The organism is Halobacillus litoralis, assembly GCF_009856445.1.
GTDB lineage: Bacteria > Bacillota > Bacilli > Bacillales > Halobacillaceae > Halobacillus > Halobacillus litoralis.
The window spans coordinates 247,409-266,809 of the sequence record NZ_WMFA01000001.1; the positions used below are offsets into that span (position 1 = coordinate 247,409).

20 protein-coding genes are annotated in these 19,401 nt (G+C 44.0%); 10 read left to right on the forward strand and 10 right to left on the reverse strand.

Going from position 1 to position 19,401, the window contains the following annotated elements; translation table 11 throughout:
* Positions 1–421 precede the first annotated feature (421 nt).
* Genes GLW00_RS01135 through GLW00_RS01145 form a run of 3 tightly spaced genes read left to right on the forward strand, consistent with a single transcriptional unit; the run spans position 422 to position 2,682 of the window.
* Positions 422–541 carry a cytochrome C oxidase subunit II gene (locus GLW00_RS01135; RefSeq protein WP_160910642.1) on the forward strand — a complete coding sequence of 40 codons (120 nt, stop codon included), beginning with the start codon at positions 422–424 and terminating at the stop codon, positions 539–541.
* A gap of 12 nt (positions 542–553) precedes the next feature.
* Positions 554–1,027 carry a cytochrome c oxidase subunit II gene (locus GLW00_RS01140; RefSeq protein WP_160910643.1) on the forward strand — a complete coding sequence of 158 codons (474 nt, stop codon included), beginning with the start codon at positions 554–556 and terminating at the stop codon, positions 1,025–1,027.
* A complete protein-coding gene (locus GLW00_RS01145; protein ID WP_160910644.1) occupies positions 1,024–2,682 on the forward strand; it encodes a b(o/a)3-type cytochrome-c oxidase subunit 1 in 1,659 nt (552 codons plus the stop codon). Before GLW00_RS01140 ends, GLW00_RS01145 begins: the two co-directional genes overlap by 4 nt.
* Positions 2,683–2,845: 163 nt before the next feature.
* Here the strand turns inward: GLW00_RS01145 and GLW00_RS01150 are convergent, their stop codons facing one another.
* The gene (locus GLW00_RS01150) at positions 2,846–3,418 is read right to left on the reverse strand and encodes a biotin transporter BioY (protein ID WP_160910645.1); all 573 of its coding nucleotides are present in this window, start codon (positions 3,416–3,418) and stop codon (positions 2,846–2,848) included.
* A gap of 256 nt (positions 3,419–3,674) precedes the next feature.
* On the opposite strand from GLW00_RS01150, the gene GLW00_RS01155 reads away from it, so the two are divergent.
* On the forward strand, positions 3,675–5,591 hold the full coding sequence (locus GLW00_RS01155; protein ID WP_160910646.1) for an LTA synthase family protein: 1,917 nt from the start codon (positions 3,675–3,677) through the stop codon (positions 5,589–5,591).
* 336 nt (positions 5,592–5,927) lie between these two features.
* Here GLW00_RS01155 and GLW00_RS01160 read toward each other — a convergent pair whose 3' ends face one another.
* The 7 genes from GLW00_RS01160 to GLW00_RS01190 all read right to left on the reverse strand — a co-directional run bounded on the left by GLW00_RS01160 (position 5,928) and on the right by GLW00_RS01190 (position 9,966).
* Complete coding sequence (locus tag GLW00_RS01160; RefSeq protein ID WP_160910647.1) at positions 5,928–6,704, reverse strand: sulfite exporter TauE/SafE family protein; 777 nt, start codon at positions 6,702–6,704, stop codon at positions 5,928–5,930.
* A gap of 78 nt (positions 6,705–6,782) precedes the next feature.
* The gene (locus tag GLW00_RS01165) at positions 6,783–7,013 is read right to left on the reverse strand and encodes a sulfurtransferase TusA family protein (protein ID WP_160910648.1); all 231 of its coding nucleotides are present in this window, start codon (positions 7,011–7,013) and stop codon (positions 6,783–6,785) included.
* Between the two features lie 69 nt (positions 7,014–7,082).
* Positions 7,083–8,213: an MBL fold metallo-hydrolase gene (locus GLW00_RS01170; RefSeq protein ID WP_160910649.1), complete on the reverse strand. Its 1,131-nt coding sequence runs from the start codon at positions 8,211–8,213 to the stop codon at positions 7,083–7,085.
* 44 nt (positions 8,214–8,257) lie between these two features.
* Positions 8,258–8,821 carry a sulfurtransferase TusA family protein gene (locus tag GLW00_RS01175; RefSeq protein WP_160910650.1) on the reverse strand — a complete coding sequence of 188 codons (564 nt, stop codon included), beginning with the start codon at positions 8,819–8,821 and terminating at the stop codon, positions 8,258–8,260.
* Between the two features lie 33 nt (positions 8,822–8,854).
* Positions 8,855–9,151 carry a rhodanese-like domain-containing protein gene (locus tag GLW00_RS01180; RefSeq protein ID WP_160910651.1) on the reverse strand — a complete coding sequence of 99 codons (297 nt, stop codon included), beginning with the start codon at positions 9,149–9,151 and terminating at the stop codon, positions 8,855–8,857.
* Between the two features lie 16 nt (positions 9,152–9,167).
* On the reverse strand, positions 9,168–9,647 hold the full coding sequence (locus GLW00_RS01185) for a DsrE/DsrF/DrsH-like family protein (protein ID WP_160910652.1): 480 nt from the start codon (positions 9,645–9,647) through the stop codon (positions 9,168–9,170).
* Positions 9,648–9,708: 61 nt separating this feature from the next.
* Positions 9,709–9,966 (reverse strand): metal-sensitive transcriptional regulator, encoded by a 258-nt coding sequence (locus tag GLW00_RS01190; protein WP_160910653.1) that lies wholly within the window; start codon positions 9,964–9,966, stop codon positions 9,709–9,711.
* A 153-nt stretch (positions 9,967–10,119) separates the two neighbouring features.
* On the opposite strand from GLW00_RS01190, the gene GLW00_RS01195 reads away from it, so the two are divergent.
* Positions 10,120–10,833, forward strand: coding sequence for a DUF421 domain-containing protein (locus GLW00_RS01195; RefSeq protein ID WP_237417390.1), 714 nt, complete (start codon positions 10,120–10,122; stop codon positions 10,831–10,833).
* An 85-nt stretch (positions 10,834–10,918) separates the two neighbouring features.
* Here GLW00_RS01195 and GLW00_RS01200 read toward each other — a convergent pair whose 3' ends face one another.
* Positions 10,919–11,302, reverse strand: a complete 384-nt coding sequence (locus GLW00_RS01200; protein WP_160910654.1) for a DUF302 domain-containing protein — start codon at positions 11,300–11,302, stop codon at positions 10,919–10,921.
* 213 nt (positions 11,303–11,515) lie between these two features.
* On the opposite strand from GLW00_RS01200, the gene GLW00_RS01205 reads away from it, so the two are divergent.
* The 5 genes from GLW00_RS01205 to GLW00_RS01225 all read left to right on the forward strand — a co-directional run bounded on the left by GLW00_RS01205 (position 11,516) and on the right by GLW00_RS01225 (position 17,503).
* A complete protein-coding gene (locus GLW00_RS01205) occupies positions 11,516–12,256 on the forward strand; it encodes a Cof-type HAD-IIB family hydrolase (RefSeq protein WP_160910655.1) in 741 nt (246 codons plus the stop codon).
* Positions 12,257–12,697: 441 nt separating this feature from the next.
* Positions 12,698–13,846, forward strand: a complete 1,149-nt coding sequence (locus tag GLW00_RS01210; RefSeq protein ID WP_160910656.1) for an acyl-CoA dehydrogenase family protein — start codon at positions 12,698–12,700, stop codon at positions 13,844–13,846.
* 11 nt (positions 13,847–13,857) lie between these two features.
* Positions 13,858–15,000, forward strand: a complete 1,143-nt coding sequence (locus tag GLW00_RS01215) for a thiolase family protein (protein ID WP_160910657.1) — start codon at positions 13,858–13,860, stop codon at positions 14,998–15,000.
* A 2-nt stretch (positions 15,001–15,002) separates the two neighbouring features.
* Positions 15,003–15,770 (forward strand): 3-hydroxyacyl-CoA dehydrogenase, encoded by a 768-nt coding sequence (locus GLW00_RS01220; RefSeq protein ID WP_160910658.1) that lies wholly within the window; start codon positions 15,003–15,005, stop codon positions 15,768–15,770.
* Positions 15,771–15,946: 176 nt separating this feature from the next.
* The gene (locus tag GLW00_RS01225) at positions 15,947–17,503 is read left to right on the forward strand and encodes a fatty acid--CoA ligase (RefSeq protein ID WP_160910659.1); all 1,557 of its coding nucleotides are present in this window, start codon (positions 15,947–15,949) and stop codon (positions 17,501–17,503) included.
* A 96-nt stretch (positions 17,504–17,599) separates the two neighbouring features.
* Here GLW00_RS01225 and ligD read toward each other — a convergent pair whose 3' ends face one another.
* Positions 17,600–19,357 carry a DNA ligase D gene (ligD, locus tag GLW00_RS01230; protein WP_160910660.1) on the reverse strand — a complete coding sequence of 586 codons (1,758 nt, stop codon included), beginning with the start codon at positions 19,355–19,357 and terminating at the stop codon, positions 17,600–17,602.
* Between the last annotated feature and the right edge of the window lie 44 nt (positions 19,358–19,401).

Genomic DNA, 19,401 nt, shown 5'->3' on the forward strand with positions numbered 1-19,401 from the left:
ACGGTGAGACTCCTATGGGACGTGTGGGACAGGTGAGACCCCGGAAGGCATAGCCTGAGGAGGCTCACCGCCCGCCCCATGGAAAGTGTTCAAATGCGGAATCGTCCTGGTAGACACGACTGGCATAAGCAGAACAGCAACGGAATGTGCTTTTCATTCCTTTGCTGTTCTGCTTATGACGCGAGTGTCTGGACGATGGAGCAAGACGAACCTTTTCCCGCAGCCCCTAGAACCACACACTAGTCTCGAAACTGAGTTTTCCACTAAAGGGAGCGTTTTTTGAATTCCGTTTTATTGAGCATAAAAAGATGGAATAGGGGATTTTGCTTTTTAAGATGAGGGGATTCCCCGATATTTTATTTCCCATCCGATCGATACAATAGAACTAGATCAAATGAAGGGAAGAGGGGGCGGAATGGTTATGAAAAAACAGGAGGATCAAACAGATTTGAGGGGGACCCTTGTGAGTGTTCTGGCCGTTGGGGCCATCATTATAGTCATGTGGGTGAGCATCTACTTTTTATATATCCAGAGGTTATAGGAGGGGAAGGTCATGCATTTACACAAATATGAAAAAATCTGGCTTATTTTCGGGATTACGGCACTCATTATCTTTTTATCTGTCGTTGGCGTAAGCGCCTTCCATCAGGGACATACACCTTCGGGAGGTCATATGAAAATCGATCCCGATAAGGTTTCTGAAACAGCTCCCTTCGATCAGCCGGGGGTGCACGAGAAAGAAGATGGTACCTATGAAGTGGTAATGGTGGGGAAAGCTTTCGGGTACGACCCTGGGAAAATTCAAGTACCTGCAGGGAAAGAGGTCATGTTTACCGTTACAAGTTCAGATGTCGTTCACAGCTTTTCCGTCGTCGGAACAAATGTGAACATGATGGTGGTTCCGGGGGAGATCAACCATAAAAAGCATACGTTCCAAGAGCCTGGTACGTATCTGGTCATTTGTAATGAGTATTGTGGATCCGGCCACCATTTTATGAGCACAGAAATCGAGGTGGTTGAACAATGATAATGGGACAAATAGCAAAGGGAGAACGGAAACTGGCTCTTGCGAACTTAGGTTTCGCTTATGCGGCTTTCTTAATTGGGACACTTTGTGGTCTTCTTCAGGTGTTTATAAGAAATGACGCTCTAACGTTGCCTGGGTGGCTGGATTATTACCAAGTGTTAACGGCTCATGGACTATTGCTTGCTATCGTCTTTACGACATTCTTCATTTTTGCCTTTTTTCAGGCCGGGATGAGCCGGTCAATTGGGTCATTCGGTCCTAAAGTCCTTTTGTGGAATTGGATTGGTTTTGTTGTAACGTCATTAGGAACCCTTTTAGTTGTCATCATGGTGATCGGAGGCCAGGCTTCAGTCCTCTATACCTTTTATGCTCCTTTGCAGGCTCACGGCCTGTTTTATGTAGGCCTTGCCTTATTTGTCATCGGTACGTGGATCCAGGGGTTTGCTTTAATCGGTCACTACCGGGTATGGAGAAAGCAAAATAAAGGAGAACTCAGTCCGTTATTTGCATTCATGACGGTGGCTACGATTATTCTGTGGGTCATCGCCTGTCTTGGGGTTGTAGCATCTGTTCTCTTTCAGTTTATCCCATGGGCCTTCGGGATGGTGGACGGAATCAACGTCGAATTGAGCCGTTCTTTGTTCTGGTATTTCGGTCATCCACTCGTTTACTTCTGGTTACTTCCTGCGTATATGGCATGGTATGTAATTGTACCGAAAATTCTCGGAACGAAGGTTTTCAGTGATTCGCTTGTACGGTTATCGTTCGTTCTGTTTATTCTTTTCTCCATTCCTGTCGGTTTTCACCATCAGTTGACAGAGCCAGGGATCGCAAGTTTTTGGAAGTTTCTACAAACAGTATTGACGTTTATGGTCATCATTCCTTCTTTGATGACAGCCTTCTCTATGTTTGCCACGTTTGAGTTACGGGGCAGGGAGCTTGGAGGAAAAGGTTTGTTTGGATGGTTCCGGAAGCTGCCATGGAAGGATGTTCGGTTCACCTCTATCTTTATCGCCATGGCTTTCTTTATTCCTGGTGGAGCAGGCGGAATCATTAATGCAAGTTTCCAGATGAATGAAGTGATCCACAACACACTATGGGTCGTGGGCCACTTTCATATCACGGTCGGGACACCTGTAGCCATGACATTCTTTGGTCTGACGTTTTGGCTGATCCCGTACTTGACTGGAAGACGTTTTACGAAAGCTCTTCAAAAGCTCGCTTTTATTCAAATCATTTCATGGTCAGTGGGGATGCTTCTCATGAGTACAGCCCAGCATGTATTGGGGTTGATGGGCGCTCCGAGACGTACCGCCTATACAGGCTATGCTCATGATGATGCACTTGCGTGGTTTGATGGTATTTTATCCAATCATGTGACGATGGCTGTCGGCGGATCTATTCTCTTCTTGTCGGCCTCGCTGCTAATATTCATTGTCATTCAATTGTGGTGGGTAGCACCTAAGGCTGACGCTCATCAAGCAGAATCGTTTCCTTTAGCACCCAGCGATGCTACGGCTACACCAAGATTTTTGGAAAACTGGAAGCTTTGGATCGGAATCGCTTTTGTACTCATCGCTGTTGCTTACACGATTCCTTTAGCGGATCTCATCCAACATGCACCACCGGGTTCAGGAAGATTCCAAACCTGGTAGGAGAGGGGGGGAATACCATGTCATTCGCATTTGCATTTACAGTCGCGTGCATCCCGCTGTTCATTATTGTTAGTACGATTCTTGTAGATTTACAAACGGAGGAATAAAAAGAGAACGTCGTGACTACTCACGGCGTTCTTTTCATTTCCCAGGAAATATGAAATTACGAAGCTACTGGGTGCCGGTCTTCTTTAATGTATCTTGCCTGAATCAGTCGTTTTCTGACGATGATGCCAATCCAGCTCGCAAGAAATGCTTTAATGAGTCCGACAGCGATAAACGGATAGACGCCGGCGGCAAGCGCCTGCCCCCAAGTCATATCGAGGACAAACCTCAACTGAATTGTTCCACATATTAAAGTAATGATCATACCTGTCACATTTGCAACAATCGCCATGGGTAAGTTGAAAGACGTCTTTTCTAAGATATAACCGGTGATGAAAGCTGTTAAAATGAAACCGAATATGTACCCCCCGGTCGGCCCAGCCAAAACTTGAGCTCCGCCACTGAATCCTGCGAAAACAGGAAGTCCGACAGCCCCTAAAGCTGCATACCCAACCATCGCAACTGCTCCCTGCCTGCTTCCTAGAATGGTAGCGGTGAGCCCGACAGCTAATGTTTGTCCACTGATGGGTACAACCGGAAGGGGGATTTCGATTTGAGCCATAATGGCTGTCAGTGCCGCAAATAATGCTCCGTTTACAATGAATCTCAATTTTTTACTTTCTGGTGACATATTTTACACTCCTTCGTTAACCTTTTATACATATAAGTTAACATAAAACGGGTGAGTATATTAGAAAATTCGAAACATTTTTCCTTATAATAGTAAAAATGGCGGAAGCATAGGTATTGAGCTTCATTTTCACTTAACTATTCCTTGATATAAACGGTCCAAATGTGTCAGAGTTTTTAAACTATCTCTAAGGTGGTACAAAAAAGATTTGAGATGAGGTAGAATAGGGTAATGTAAAATTAACGGAGGTTTTACAATGTTTACAAACAATAAATATATTAATAAAAAAACTGGTTTAAAACTACTAGTCTACTTATTTGTAATCGGTCTTTTTTGGTTGAAAATGAATTATATACAAACAAGCATCTTTTCACTGAATGTGGAGAATTCTAATGAAGCAAACATTCTGGCATTCAATCCACTGAGCAGTATCTTTCTCATCTTTGGACTGGGGATTTTGCTTGCCGGACGTCGGGGTATGTTCTTTTCCTATATCTTAGGCTCCATTCTTTTATACGTAAATGTTCTCTTTTATAGAGAATACAATGATTTCATTACGATCCCGATGTTAAACCAGGTAGCAAACCTCGCGGACCTCGGAGGCAGTATCACGACGATTATGAGTCCGGTCGATGCCTTGCTGTTTGTCGATGTTCTCATTGCAGCTTTTCTATTATTCTACTTGAAACCCTCACGCTTCCAGGTATTCAAGCCAAAGCGCTGGGAAGGTATCGTTCTAGCTATTGTTGCCATTCCTTTGTTCATGATTAACCTGCAGTGGGCAGAGCAGGAACGAACAGATCTCTTAGAGCGTACGTTTGATCGTAATATGCTCGTTAAGTATATTGGTGTTATCAATTACCATGTCTATGATGTGGTGTTGCAGGGTAAAACCGAGATGAAAAAGACGCTGGCGGACAGTAACGAACTTGTACCGGTCATCAACTACTTGAACGAAAATAAATCGGAAGACAGCGATCGTTTAGAAGGTGTCGCAGAAGGTAAAAACGTCATAGTACTTTCTCTGGAAAGTACACAGACCTTCGTTGTCGACAATACGTTGCACGGAGAAGAATTGACTCCTTACTTCAATGACCTGAAAGAAGAAGGCATCTACTTTGATAACTTCTATCACCAAGTGAAGCAGGGACGTACGTCAGACTCCGAGTTTTTACTTGCGAACTCTATGTATCCATTAAACCGTGGTGCGGTTTTCTTCACTCATTCATCAAATGAATATGAAGGGCTTCCAAGTTTACTTGGCGAGAATGGCTATTTTACCAGCTCCATGCACGCGAATGATAAAACGTTCTGGAACCGTAATGTGATGTATGATTCGCTAGGCTATGATGAATATTTCTCCAAGGAAGATTACGCTGTCACTCCGGAAAAATCACACGGCTGGGGTTATTTGGATGAATATTTCTTCGAGGATTCTTTGAATATGATGAAAGAAATGGATAAACCTTTCTACTCGAAGATGATTACGTTGACGAACCATTATCCATTCACACTTCCTGAAGAGCAAAAGTTCATCGAAGAAGGGGAGACAGGGAGTGGTACGTTGAACCGTTACTTCCAAACCATCCGTTATCAGGATGAAGCTTTGAAGAAGTTCGTTGAAGAATTCAAGAATTCAGAGCTTTATGATGATACCATACTCGTCATGTATGGGGACCACTTCGGAATTTCTGAAAACCACCAAGAAGCGATGGGTGAGTACCTGGATAAAGAGATTAACGACTACGAACAATTCCAGTTGCAGCGTGTTCCGATGTTGATTTACGGAAAAGGAATTGACGCTGAGAAAAACCATACGGTTGGGGGTCAAGTTGACCTGCGCCCAACATTGACCAATTTGCTGGGTATTCAAGATGATAACCCTATACAATTCGGACACGACCTTCTTGATAAGGATCGCCGTCAATTGATGATCACTCGTGATGGTAACTTTGCAAGCGAGGAATATGTAGGTATTCAAGGAACCTGTTATGATCGCGAGACAGGGGAAGAGCTGGAAGCTGACCTTTGTAATGAAGGGTTCGAGAAGGCCCAGGAGGAATTGGAGATGTCTGATTCAATCATCTATGGTGACTTGCTGCGTTACCTGGATGAAACAGAGATGGTCCAAAGCGAGAGTACTGAACCAAATCAAAATAAACAAGAAAAATAAGCAAAAACCTCTCTCCTGATAAAAGGAGAGAGGTTTTTTTGATGGGATGATACATAGATGTTTCTATGAGGATTAACCCCCCATGACAAAACGGATCCAGTCCATTTCACTTTTCGTGAAGATGACCACGTTGAATTTGTCAGTTCTGAAGCCCTTAACTCTTTGATTGGTACCCTCCCCCTATAAAATAATCCAGGTCATGGGAAGTAATTAGAAGTGTGGATCGACTGAAAAGCAGGAGGATAGTCAGGCAATCTAAAAAGGGGAACATACAGGCATGTACCTAAAGAAAGAGCAGCGACCCTTTAAGGTCCTGCTCTTTCTGTGTACTCAGTATTAGAAGATATCCATCCATACTTTGATTGTTGTTCCTAAAATCAATAGCGCGAGTACAGTCTGTAGAATCTTTGTATTTACTTTTTTACCAGCCATCGCTCCAAGTGGTGCAGCAATTAAACTTGCCACAACCATAATCGCTGCAGGGAAGTATTCGACCTGCCCTGTCGTCACCTTTCCGACTGTCGCTCCGATGGATGAAATCAACGTAATAGCAAGAGATGATGCGATCGTCATCCGTGTCGGGATCTTAAGCACAACAAGCATGATCGGTACCAATAAGAAAGCTCCTGCGGCACCCACAATCCCTGCTCCTATTCCTACAATTAGTGCGAGAATGGCAGCTAGAGGTTTGTTAAAGGTGACTTCATCCAATGGCTTGTCATCAATACCTTTTTTCGGTACGAACATCATAACCGTCGCAATTAAAGCAAGAACACCGTAAACAATATTAATGCCGTCTTCAGCCATGAACCTTGATCCATAACCACCTATGAAGCTACCGATCAAAATACTGACACCCATATATAAAATGAGCTCTTTGTTCAGGAAACCGCCTTTACGGTAGGCCCAAACACCACCGATGGTCGCGAAAAAGACCTGCACGGCACTGATGCCGGATACTTCATGGGCGGTGAAGGCTGTAAAACCAACAAGCGGCGGTATATAAAGCAGCATTGGATATTTGATGATGGAACCCCCGATGCCGAGCATTCCGGATATATAAGATCCTATGAAGCCGATAAGAAAGATCGTGATGATTAATCCGAATTCCATAGTCTAGTTTACCTCCTATAAAAAAGGGAACCGTCCTAGGTTCCCTTTATTCCATAATGTTCTTCAGGTGATTCTTGATTATTCGCCCTTTTTAATCCAGAACTTGAATACGCCATTGTCTTCTTCTGTTTGTAGAAGTTCATGGCCACCGGACTTCGCCCATGCGGTCAAGTCTGCTTTTGCTCCTTGGTCTGTTGCGTGGATTTCAAGAACTTCTCCAGCTTCGATGTCTTTCATCGCTTTCTTTGTTTTCACGATTGGCATTGGGCAAGCCAGTCCTTTTGCATCAAGTGTTTTTGTTACGTTCATAATTGAATACCTCCAAATGTTAATAATGATTGATTAGGGAGAGCCCGCATTCCCCGGGCTCATGAGTTTTTATCTTACGGCACAACGGTTTGGGCCGATTTCCATTTCACGCTGTTCTTCATTGTCGGGGCTGATTTTACCCATGTTTGTTTCACGGATTTCCTGATAAGCGTTTGGTTGAGGGGGCAGATTCTCTGTAACCAATTTTCTAAACTCTTCTTGATCATCGATGTTCAAGCCGTGGTTCTTTTCAAATAGGGTACCTAGTTTTTCGGCAACGGTACCGTCTTCGTTCAACTCATCCATGATCATGAAGTGAGCTGGAAGGACGATCAGTTCGTCAGAAAGCTCTTTATAACGTGTATAAAGGGTTTCTCTCAGGTCCATGACCCAGTCATCGGCTTTCCCGGCAAGATCTGGACGTCCGATAGAGTCGATGAACAGGATGTCACCTGTCATCAAGTATTGATCATCCACGACGAAAGAAGTAGATCCTTTCGTGTGGCCAGGAGAATACAACGCATGAATATCAATGTTTGTATTTCCTACAGTGACATGGTCTCCATCACGAAGGGGTTGGTAATCGAATGTCACTTCACCAGCATCTTCTGGAGGGAGCCAGTACGTGGCACCTGTTTGTTCTGCAATCTTGCGTCCACCAGAAATGTGGTCGGCATGCAAGTGCGTATCAAAAACGTTTGTGATTTTTACACCTATTTCTTTAGCGAAATCAACATACACATCTGTCATTCTTGTAGAGTCAATGATTGCTGCTTCCCCGTTAGATACAACCATGTAGGAAAGGCAGCCTTTACCGATACGTACGAACTGATAAAGCTCGCAGCCATCTTTCAGGTCATTGACTTTGATCGGCTCCAAGTGCTCACTCCAGGCTTTCATTCCGCCTTCTACGGAGTAAACATTTTCGAATCCTTCTTCTACAAGCATTTCAGCAACCATTTGAGAAGAACCGCCTTTGGCACAAACGACAGCAATTTCTTTATCTTTTGGCAGCTGATCTGCGATCTCTTCGACACCATCAAGGAGATCGAAATAAGGAACGTTCAAGTAAGAAAAGTTTTCACCTTCGATTTTCCAGTCTTGGTACGCATCTTCTGTTCGGACATCAAGAAGGAATAGCTCTTCATTGTTCAACACTTTATTAGTAATTTCTTTTACCGTCATGTTTTTAACAGTCATCTTATTACCTCCCAGGGTATTAATTTTAGTAAAAAAATATAGAATTAAAGCTTCGTCGTTTCGCCATTCCAGCCACTCATGCCTGGAACAACATTGTAAACATTCTCAAAACCTTTTTCTGTCAGTTTCTGTGCAGCAAGATCACTTCTGCTTCCTGTACGGCAGACGATATAAATGTTTTTCGTACGATCCAGTTCATCTGCACGTTCTTCAAGTTCACCAAGAGGGATAGACGTGGCTTCAGGGATATGCTCAAACGCATATTCCGCAGATTCGCGCACATCCAGGATAAGGACGTTCTCGTTTTTGCGAAGACTATTCAAATCTTCGTTGTTTGCAACATTCGGATGTTTCTTCTCCTGTTCTTCTTCACCGCTTGATTTGCGGACATAGTGCTTGAGTACATCTCCCTCTTCAATCGTACCCAAGTACTGATGACCTGCACTTTTCGTCCATGCTTCAAGGTCTGCTTTAGATCCTTTATCAGTGGCTTGAATTTCAAGGACCTGCCCAGCTTCAATGTCCTTCATTGTTTTCTTTGTCTTCACAATTGGCATAGGACATGCTAATCCTTTGGCATCTAACGTAAGATCTGTTTTCAGTTCCATTCTTACATTCCTCCTCTACCCTTATAGGGGGATTTATTTCGTTGGACCTTCCCAGCTCATCATGCCGCCTTCCATGTTCGTCACATCGAAACCTTTATCTTCAAGAATTTGTGATGCACGGCCACTGCGGCCACCGGAACGACAAACCATGATATAAGATTTATCCTTATCCAATTCATCTGCGCGCTCTTCGACAGTCCCTAGAGCGATGTGTTTCGCACCAGGAATCATTCCTTCAGCGACTTCCTCGTCTTCACGGACATCGATAATGTTTAGTTCTTTACCTTCAGATAGTCTTTCTTCTACTTCTTTAGCTGTCATTGTTTTCATAAATGATACCTCCTAATTAGATAAACAGGTTAACATTGCCGTCTTCCGCATCTGCAAGGTAGGCAGCAACGCCTGCGTATTGAATGTCATCAAGCAATTCTTCTTTTTGCAATCCTAGTAGGTCCATCGTCATTGTACATGCGACCAAGTTGATTTCCTGCTCTTGAGCCATATCAATAAGATCAGGCAACGGCATCGCATTGTGTTTTTTCATGACGTCTTTGATCATCTTAGGACCAAATCCTGCAAAGTTCATTTTTGATATGCCCATCTTATCTGCTCCACGCGGCATCATTTTACCAAACATTTTCTCCATGAAGCCTTTCTTTACTTGAATGCTTTCATCCTTACGTAGAGCATTCAGCCCCCAGAACGTGTGGAAAATCGTAACTTCGTGATCGTAGGCGGCTGCTCCGTTTGCAATGATATAGGCAGCCATTGCTTTATCATAATCCCCGCTGAATAAAATAATATTCGTCTTTTTTGTTTCAGACATGTTTCATCCTCCTAATAGTATATAGTTATACGCGTATGTGTATATTATATTGTAAAAAAATTTATCTGCTTTTGACAAGCAACTGAACAGCTTCGTTAATCGAAGCTTCTTTGTTTTCTTGATCGTCGGCATCCTGGATGCACTCCACAAGGTTGGAGCTTACCACGAGCCCGATCGCACGGTCAATCGCGCTTCTGGAAGCGGAAAGCTGCGTAATGACATCTTTGCAGTCTTTATTTTCTTCCATCATTTTTAAAACGCCTCGCAACTGACCTTCTAGACGTTTCACTCTGTTCTTCATTGCGTCATTGTATTCCATCGAATTGACCTCCCTTGTGAAGTTTTTTTCTGTCGCTGTTGAACAGTACATGACTAATAATATACCCCATTAGGTATAATGTCAACACCCCGGCACGTATTTTTTTGGATAAGGGGCTCTATCCCGTGTAAAGCTAAGTGGGAGGTGAAGAATATGGAGATGTGGATGGATACACTCAGAGTGATGGGAAGGATATTGACCATCTTGCCCTTACTATTAGGGGTTGGCCTGTTCATGGGGAAAAGATCGATTGGAGAATTGCCTGTCTTCGATTTTTTAGTTGTGCTTGTTTTAGGTTCTGTTGTCGGGGCAGATATTGCCGATCCAAAGATTAATCATATACATACGGTTACAGCAATTATTGCCATTGCGCTTTTACAAAAGTTCATTGTATGGCTGAAGCTTTGGAACAGACAAATAGGAAAGATGCTGACGTTTGAGCCGACAATTGTAATTTTTGAAGGGGAAATGGTGGAAGAGAACATCTCTCGTATCCATTATTCTCTTGATAACATAACTCACATGCTCAGAGAACAGAAAGTATTTGCTCTTAGTAGTGTCGAGCTTGGAATCATCGAACCGAATGGACAGCTATCCGTTAAACTAAAAAACGCTAATGAAGCCGTAACTCGTGCAGATATGGGTTTACCATATAGGGGCGGGGGTTATGATATCCCTTTAATTTTGGATGGTCAACTGCAACCAGACCTTTTAACTCGAACAGGTCGGGACATGGAGTGGTTACATACGAACCTGGGTACCCATAATGTATCGGATGTCTTTTATGGCGCGCTTACGAGCCAGGGGGAATTCCATTTCACATTAAAGGGTAAACAGACAGAGCCTTTACCTCCCATAGAACATTGATAGACTTTGGGTATGAAGGTTAAACGGAATCCTTGTTAATTAAAATTAAGAAAGAGCTGCTATAATGAGCAGCTCTTTGAGATGGTTACACGCTTTGATCCATGCATTTTTTCAAACGGTCTTCGATGTCACTTGCCATCTCCTGGATATGATCATCCTCAACCATTTGAGTAAGAGAGGTAGGTTTAGGCATACCGATTTTCGTTTTGCTTCCATCTTGATAGACAACCATTTTACACGGGAGGAAATAGCCAGCCATAATGTTTTCATTTAACACGCGCTGCGCCTCTTTAGGGTTACAGACTTCCAAGACTTTAAATTCTTTTTCAAATTCCAGTCCTTTTTCATGAAGCTTATCTTTGATGTCAAAGTTCCATAACACGCCAAACTTTGCCTCTTTCAAATTAGCCTCAAGGCTTTCGATCGCTTCATCCATACCTTTGTCCGTTTCTACCGTGTAGTGAAACATGAAATACCTCCTTGAAAATAAGTTCTTCTTATCCATACCCATTAAGGTATGAAAATAATCATCGGATCGTAGTGCTCTTTTCCTTTATGAGGAAGAGGGGAAAAACAGGTTTTTGAATGTAAAACTACTCGAGCCTCCACAGGTATTCTTTTGAATTGTGTATGGAAGTTCCTTATATTAAAATGGGTACATTAGAGAGAGGACGTGAATCACATGACAAAAGACATCAAATTGATTGCTCTGGACTTAGATGGTACCACTGTCAATCATGAAGGCGAAGTATCCGAGGCAAATAAAGAAGCTATAAAAAAAGCGAAGGAAAAAGGCATCCACGTTGTATTGAGTACAGGAAGATCTTTATCCCGATGCCGTAAAATCGCTGAAGACCTCGGCCGTTCTTCCTATATCGTTACGATCAATGGTGGAGAGATTTATGATCACGAGTTTAACCTCGTGGAGCAAAATAAGCTCGAACATAAACATGTGGAACGTCTATGGGAATTGAAGAAAGAGCATGGCCTCTATTTTTGGTCCTCAACCGTTCAAGGCTTGTACAACAGCCAAAATCCATTCGACCAAGAGGTTGTAGATTACGATTGGTTGAAGTTCGGCTTTGATATACAAGATGATGAAGTAAGACAAGTCATTCTCGATGAAGTCAATGCGAATGAAAACCTGGAAGTCACCAACTCCAGTCCAACTAACATAGAAATCAATCCTGTAGGTGTAAATAAAGCAGCGGCTCTCATGAAAGTCTGCCAGTGGCTTGATTTAGATATGGATCAGGTGATGGCTGTAGGCGACAGCATGAACGATATCGCAATGATTCGCGAAGCAGGTTTCGGCGTCGCGATGGGGAATGCCCAGGAGCCAGTAAAAAAAGAAGCAGACTTTGTAACAGCGTCTAATAAAGAAGACGGCGTCGCTTTTGCCATTGAAAAAGTCATAGACTAATTTTAAAAAGAACCAGTCCGAACCGGGCTGGTTTTTTGCGTCTACTGTTCAACACTCTGCTTTACGTAAATACTGATAAAATCACTGAAGTCACTGATAAAAGTGCAAAACTCACCGATAAAAGCTCCTAAGTCACTGATAAAAAGCCGAAACCTACTGATAAGAGTATAAAACCCACCGATAAAAGTTTTGTATTGTAATTGGACTTCCTAACCAACCCTCATTCCTGTCACGAAAATAAACCCCAGTGATAGTTTTCAACCCCCTACGATATCGTTTATTATCCACTTTTCGCGCCGTAATAAATAGTACCAGTAAGAGAGAGTGTCGAAATCCTTCTAAATACATAAAAATGTAAGCGTTTTCTGTTTGTGGCAGGAAAGGGAGGAATAAAGAGAGAATTACATCCAATAGAGCGAAGAATGTTCAGGGAGGAAGATAATGAAGGCATCTTACATAACAGAAGAACATGAAATACTCCGTCAGTCTTTAAGGAAGTTTTTAGAAAAAGAAGCGTACCCCTATTATGATGACTGGGAAAAGGCAGGAGAAGTTCCCCGGGATTTCTGGAGAAAGCTTGGAGAACAGGGGTATCTATGTCCTTGGCTCGACGAGGAATATGGCGGTTTTGGAGCAGACTTCGGCTATTCCGTTGTCATCAACGAAGAGATGGAAAAAGTAGGGACGGGATTGATTGGGGTTGGTTTACACAACGATATAGTCGTTCCTTATTTGGAAGCTTATGGAACAGAAGAACAAAAGAAAAAATGGCTGCCAAAATGTACAACAGGAGAATGTATTACCGCAATCGCGATGACAGAACCGGGAGCAGGATCGGATCTTGCTTCAATAAAGACGACAGCAATAGAATCTGACCAAGGATTTACAATGAATGGGGAAAAAACGTTCATTACCAATGGAATTCATGCGGATTTGGTAGTGGTGGTGTGTAAAACGGATCCCCATGCGTCTCCAGCGTATAAGGGAATCAGTCTGATGGTCGTTGAGAGAGACACTTCCGGTTTTTCACGAGGGAGGAAGCTCGACAAGATCGGCCTGAACAGTCAGGATACTTCAGAATTAATCTTTGAAGATGCGGCCGTTTCCAAGGATAACCTTCTTGGTAAAAAAGGCGAAGGTTTCTATTATTTAATGAACCAGCTGCAACAGGAGCGCTTGATCGTAGGTATTGGTGCCATTGCAGCATGTGAACGGATGCTTGAGTTGACGGTTGCTTATGTAAAGGAGCGCAAAGCTTTTGGGAAGTCTATTGCCTCTTTTCAAAATACTCAATTCAAACTAGCTGAACTACAAACGGAAGTTGAGATTGGAAGGACATTTCTGGACCGTACAATCGAGGCGCATATGAACGGGGAGGACGTTGTCAAAGAGGTGTCGATGTCCAAGTGGTGGACGACCGACCTGGTGAAAAAGGTAGCAATGGAATGTATGCACCTTCACGGTGGCTATGGGTATATGGAAGAGTATGAAATTGCGAGAAGGTTCCGTGATGCACCGGTCACTGCGATTTATGCAGGATCCAATGAAATTATGAAAACAATTATCGCCAAAAAGATGGGCTTAGCATAGGAGGAAAAGATATGAATGAAGTCGTTATCGTAGAAGCAGTAAGAACCCCTGTGGGGAAAAGGAATGGAGGTCTCAGCGAAATCAGGCCGGATATCCTTTTAGCAGATGTACTTAAAGAACTGGTAGAACGAGCTTCTCTCGACCCTGTAGAGGTGGAAGATGTTATCGCTGGCTGTGTGAGTCAGGTGGGGGAGCAGGCGGGAGATATCGCAAGAATTGCTGCCTTGACTGCTGGATTCCCAATGGAAGTCCCTGGAGTAACACTCGATCGACAATGCGGATCGAGTCAACAGGCGATCCATTTCGCTTCACAAGCTATTGCGTGTGGGGACATGGATGTCGTCATTGCAGGCGGCGTGGAAAGCATGTCACGAGTGCCGATGTTCTCAAACATGCAAGGGACATCTTTTAACGAACGGTTGACGTCAAAGTACGAGATGATTAATCAAGGTCATTCAGCAGAAAGAATTGCAGACAAGTGGCAGTTGAGTAAGGAAGAGCTTGATGCTTATGCAGCGGAAAGTCATCGTAGGGCGCTAATGGCCATCGATGAAGGCCGGTTTGAAAAAGAAATCATGCCTGTGACCGCAGGTGATTCCAATGTCATCAAAACAGATGAAGGGCCAAGAGCAGGTACGTCAGTTGAAACCCTCGCCACTCTGAAAACCGTTTTTCAGGAAAACGGAAAAATCACCGCAGGAAATGCGAGTCAAATTAGTGATGGAGCTGCAGCTGTGCTTTTAATGTCACGGAAGAAAGCAGAAGAACTTGGATTGAAGCCTCGCTTTCGTATTGTCTCGAGAGCTGTCGTTGGTTCCGACCCGACATTAATGCTCACAGGTCCGGTTCCTGCTACATATAAAGCTTTACAAAAAGCCGGGCTGAGTCTTGAAGATATCGATCTTTTTGAAGTGAATGAAGCCTTTGCCCCTGTGCCTATGTTTTGGATGAAAGAGACGGGTGTGTCACATGAAAAGCTGAATGTGAATGGTGGAGCCATTGCGCTTGGTCACCCGTTAGGTGCTACAGGAGCCAAGCTTATGACCACCCTCGTTCATGAATTAGAAAGGACAGCAGGTAAGTACGGCCTGCTTGCCATCTGTGAAGGACACGGAATGGCGAACGGCACGGTCATTGAAAGGCTGGAGGGATAGCGATGGATGCTAAAAATGTGATAGGCATTGTGACAGGCGGGGCATCGGGCCTTGGAGAAGCGACGGTGAGGAAGATTGCAAGAAGTGGCGGGAAAGTGGTGGTTGCAGACCAAAACACAGACAAAGGCGAGGTACTTGCAGAAGAATTAGGCTCTTCTGTACTCTTTGCCAAAGTGGATGTTACTTCCGCTGATGAAATTGAACACATGCTCCAAACGGCTGTCGAAACCTTTGGTCAGGTAAACACCGTCATCAACTGTGCTGGCATCGTAACAGGTGAAAAAGTGGTTGGAAGGAATGGCCCGCACCGCCTGGAGTCTTTTTCTAAGATCATTGAAGTGAACCTGATTGGTACATTCAATGTCATCCGTCTGGCTGCTGAAAAAATGCAGCAAAATGAGCCAAATGAATATGGTGAGCGGGGTGTCATCATTAACACAGCATCGATTGCGGCTTATGAAGGTCAAATCGGTCAGGCGGCTTATAGTGCGTCTAAGGGTGGCGTCGCCGCGATGACGATGCCGCTCTCAAGGGAACTTGCCCGTCATGGCATCCGCGTAATGGCTATTGCACCAGGGTTGTTTGAAACTCCAATGTTTGAACAGCTCCCTGAAGAAGCGAGGGATACCCTGGGTAAAGCTACACCGTTCCCCTCTCGATTAGGAAAGCCTTATGAGTATGCGAAATTAGCTTTAAGCATTTTAGATAATCCGATGCTTAATGGGGAGGTGATCCGTCTAGACGGAGCGATTCGGTTACAACCCAAGTAAATGTTACCCAGGCAGGTAAGGTTCCCGTACTTAGAAGGTGAGGAAAGGACGCTTTAATTTTTACACAGAAAAATCTGGATGAAGCACTCCAATAGTTGATCGTTCAGGAAGCTCATGGTGGATCGAGCACGTTGGCAAATAGGATTTTATTAAAAATCAAAAGGAGTCGATGAGGAATGGGACCAACACTTAAGAGTATGTTTGAGCATACGGTGGCGAAGTACGCAGATAAGGAAGGATTGGTGGATCTACGGCTTGGTACACGCTGGACATACGGAGAATGGGACCAGGAAGTCAACCGCACTGCGAATGCGCTGAAGGCCTCGGGGGTGGGAAAAGGGGATAAAGTATCGACGGTCCTTTTTAACACAGCTGAATATGCGACGGTGCTGTTTGCCTGTATGAAGATTGGGGCGGTATTTAATCCGGTGAACTTCCGTCTTATGGAAAAGGAAATCGAGTTCATTTTGAAAGACGCTGATCCGAAGGTGGTTGTGTTTGAAAAAGCGACGGCTGCTCAAATCGCTCCAGTTGCAAAAGAGATGCCGAGTATTGAGTTCTGGTCTATCGATGAAGAAAACCTGCCTTATGCGATGAACTATTATGAACGAATTGATGGAGTGACAACTGAACGACCTGTGTGTGAACTGGATGAGAACGACGCTTATGCCATCATGTACACTTCCGGAACGACGGGGCTTCCGAAAGGGGTCATCCATACGCATAGAAATATGGTCGACCAAGCGCTCATCATGACCGCTTGTTTGAGACTGACAGAAGAAGACCGGGGACTGACGGTCGCCCCGATTTTCCACTGTGCTGAGCTCCATTGCGCGTTCTTTCCGAGAGTAATGATTGGAGCGACAAACGTCCTGATGCACCACTTCGATGCGCCTGAAGTGATTGGAACGGTCAGGGAGGAGCAGATTACCTCGTTCTTTGCAGCTCCGACGATGTGGAACATGATGCTGCAAGAGGAATTCACGAAAGAGGATTTCCAGACGTTGAGGCAAGGTCTCTATGGAGGAGCACCTATGGCCCCTGCTTTGACGTTGAAGTTGCATGAGTCTTTAGGTGTTCAACTTTTACAGGCCTATGGTATGACGGAGATGGGACCGGCAATTACCGCCCTTACGGAAGAAGAACAGGTTACGAAAGCAGGGTCGGCAGGAAGAGCGTTGCTGAACCATGAAGTGCGCGTGGTGAGAACGAATGAGCATGGTCCTGCCGAGCCCGAAGAGATATGTAAACCTCGAGAACTCGGGGAAATTATTGTACGAGGGCCCAGCATGATGAAGGGATATTACAATAGGCCGGAAGCGACAGAAGAAGCTATGTACAAAGGTTGGTATCATACAGGTGACATTGGATCGTTCGATGAAGATGGATACCTCTGGGTCAGTGACCGTGTGAAAGACATGATTATATCAGGCGGTGAAAATATCTACTCAAGAGAAGTCGAAGATGCTTTGTTCGATCATCCTGCAGTCATGGATGCAGCCGTTGTTGGTGAACCAGATGACTTGTGGGGAGAAAGGGTGGTCGCCTACATTGTCAAAAAGGACAGTGGCGTCACCGAGCAAGAACTGGATGAGTTCTGTACTTCAGGAAACAGGCTTGCCCGCTACAAACGGCCGAGACGTTATGAATTTGTAGATGAACTCCCTCGTAACGCGAGTGGGAAATTACAAAAGTTCAAACTGCGTGAGCGAAGTAAAACATTATCCGAATAGAAATATTAAGAAAGGCTGCTGGTGACGACCGGCAGCCTTTCATTTGTAGTTGACTGGCTTTTTAATTTCACCATTTCCCGGGCAATATTCGACAAGCTATCGAAGCAATTGTCTCAATTTTTGAATGGGCTGCTCGTCTCTGGCCTGTTCATACATAGAAAAAGGGCACCCATATTCAGCTATTCGGTCAGGTATTGTTTGAATCGTAAACGATTCTGGTTGCAAACCTTCCCCCACCTCTCTCCAATGAAGCGGGGTAGCGACAGTTGCGGCTTCTGTAGCTCTTGTTGAATACGGGGCAATGATCGTTTTTCCTTCTGCATGTTGAACATAGTCAATATACAAACGATCTCCGCGATTTTTCTTCAACCGTTCTATTGTAAAAAGATCGGGGTTTTCGTTAACAAGAAGTTTCGCCAACGTTTCAGTGATTTTCCTAGTCTCCTCATAGCTTAAATCCCCCTCGCGAATAGGGATATGAATCTGCATCCCTTTATTTCCTGAAGTTTTCACAAAGCTTTTGACTTCAAGCTCGTCTAAGAGATGCTTTAATAATTGAGCAGCCGTAATGGCCTTACTGAAATGACTTCGATCTTTTGGATCCAAATCCAGAACTATTTCATCGGGCTTTTGACCACCAGCCTTTTCAAAGGGGAGATGGTATTCCAGTGCACCCTGGTTGGCAAGCCAAAGAAGAGAGTGGAGGTGGTCGCAAATGATAAACGGCTCTCCATCCTCCATCCACATTTTCAGAAAATCCGGGGCATAGTCGGGGTAATGTTTTTGGTAAAAGGATTCTTCGTAAATTCCATCAGGGTAACGGATCAATGTTAACTTCTTTTCCTCTAGGAACGGGATCATGTGAGGTGCTAATTGACGGATGTAAACGAGAAAATCCTGTTTAGCAATACCCTTCCATAAAGGTTTATCCAGATTGGTCGGCTCAAAATCAGCAGGAAACAAGGATAGATCCCACTGCTTCTTAGCTTCTGTGCAATCTTCAGGAGTAAGATCAAACCGGAATTTGTGGAAGAGGGGTTCACGAAGTTCCCCTTCCTCTGCATTTAGACAATGAACATCTACACACGTGCCGGGGTCTAAATGCCATGTGTCTTTTTTCTTTCTTCCATGTTCTTTGAAGAACATACGAAGTGTCTCACTCTCTTCATCTGTCAGGCCATGTTTAAACTTTCCAAGAGGGAGAAGGCTCTCGTCTTTATATAATCCTATATCGTAAATTCCATTCTCAGAGTCGTACTGTTGTAAAAAGCCAGAGACTGTCCTCCATTGTTTCCATTTCAACCACTGTCTTACTCGGTCACCAGGCTGATACTTGCTCTTTTTCATTTTTGCAATGATCCCCTCAGCTAAGTGCAGCTCAGCGATGGATAGGATGTCCTCTATTTCCTCATATACATCAATACATTTAATTTGGGGGTGCCTTAGCTTTCCGATAAGCTTCTTCAAGTTTTCTTTTCTTGTTAATAGAGGAATAGCACGTTTTTCAATTTTGTCAAAAGCTATGAAGGTAGCAGGCCTTCGTTTAGAAGAAGTTTGTATCTTTTCTTTATTACGCATTCTTCCCCTTGTTTGTAAGGCTTCGAAGTTTGCCTGAAAAGGAGTGTTCAAAATCACTAACTCGCCATCAAGAATAAAAGGGAGAAGGTTTTTGGGAATGTCCATCTGAACGATTTCTGGAAATCTTTCGCTCATATCTTTTCCATTCCGGCTCCAAAGCTTGACCCCTTCTACGCTTGCTTCGAGAATAGCTCTGAAACCATCATACTTCACTTCATATACCCACTCATCTCCCTCAGGGAGTTCTGCCGTCCCTGTCAAAAGCATCGGCTTCATTTCCATATCTCCTTTCTATTCACTTTTCTTTCACAACCCTGCCA

Coding starts and splice junctions, on each gene's coding strand:
- GLW00_RS01135 (WP_160910642.1), top strand. CDS start 422: ATGAAAAAACAGGAGGATCAAACAGATTTGAGGGGGACCCTTGTGAGT.
- GLW00_RS01140 (WP_160910643.1), top strand. CDS start 554: ATGCATTTACACAAATATGAAAAAATCTGGCTTATTTTCGGGATTACG.
- GLW00_RS01145 (WP_160910644.1), top strand. CDS start 1,024: ATGATAATGGGACAAATAGCAAAGGGAGAACGGAAACTGGCTCTTGCG.
- GLW00_RS01150 (WP_160910645.1), bottom strand. CDS start 3,418: ATGTCACCAGAAAGTAAAAAATTGAGATTCATTGTAAACGGAGCATTA.
- GLW00_RS01155 (WP_160910646.1), top strand. CDS start 3,675: ATGTTTACAAACAATAAATATATTAATAAAAAAACTGGTTTAAAACTA.
- GLW00_RS01160 (WP_160910647.1), bottom strand. CDS start 6,704: ATGGAATTCGGATTAATCATCACGATCTTTCTTATCGGCTTCATAGGA.
- GLW00_RS01165 (WP_160910648.1), bottom strand. CDS start 7,013: ATGAACGTAACAAAAACACTTGATGCAAAAGGACTGGCTTGCCCAATG.
- GLW00_RS01170 (WP_160910649.1), bottom strand. CDS start 8,213: ATGACTGTTAAAAACATGACGGTAAAAGAAATTACTAATAAAGTGTTG.
- GLW00_RS01175 (WP_160910650.1), bottom strand. CDS start 8,821: ATGGAACTGAAAACAGATCTTACGTTAGATGCCAAAGGATTAGCATGT.
- GLW00_RS01180 (WP_160910651.1), bottom strand. CDS start 9,151: ATGAAAACAATGACAGCTAAAGAAGTAGAAGAAAGACTATCTGAAGGT.
- GLW00_RS01185 (WP_160910652.1), bottom strand. CDS start 9,647: ATGTCTGAAACAAAAAAGACGAATATTATTTTATTCAGCGGGGATTAT.
- GLW00_RS01190 (WP_160910653.1), bottom strand. CDS start 9,966: ATGGAATACAATGACGCAATGAAGAACAGAGTGAAACGTCTAGAAGGT.
- GLW00_RS01195 (WP_237417390.1), top strand. CDS start 10,120: ATGGAGATGTGGATGGATACACTCAGAGTGATGGGAAGGATATTGACC.
- GLW00_RS01200 (WP_160910654.1), bottom strand. CDS start 11,302: ATGTTTCACTACACGGTAGAAACGGACAAAGGTATGGATGAAGCGATC.
- GLW00_RS01205 (WP_160910655.1), top strand. CDS start 11,516: ATGACAAAAGACATCAAATTGATTGCTCTGGACTTAGATGGTACCACT.
- GLW00_RS01210 (WP_160910656.1), top strand. CDS start 12,698: ATGAAGGCATCTTACATAACAGAAGAACATGAAATACTCCGTCAGTCT.
- GLW00_RS01215 (WP_160910657.1), top strand. CDS start 13,858: ATGAATGAAGTCGTTATCGTAGAAGCAGTAAGAACCCCTGTGGGGAAA.
- GLW00_RS01220 (WP_160910658.1), top strand. CDS start 15,003: ATGGATGCTAAAAATGTGATAGGCATTGTGACAGGCGGGGCATCGGGC.
- GLW00_RS01225 (WP_160910659.1), top strand. CDS start 15,947: ATGGGACCAACACTTAAGAGTATGTTTGAGCATACGGTGGCGAAGTAC.
- ligD (WP_160910660.1), bottom strand. CDS start 19,357: ATGAAGCCGATGCTTTTGACAGGGACGGCAGAACTCCCTGAGGGAGAT.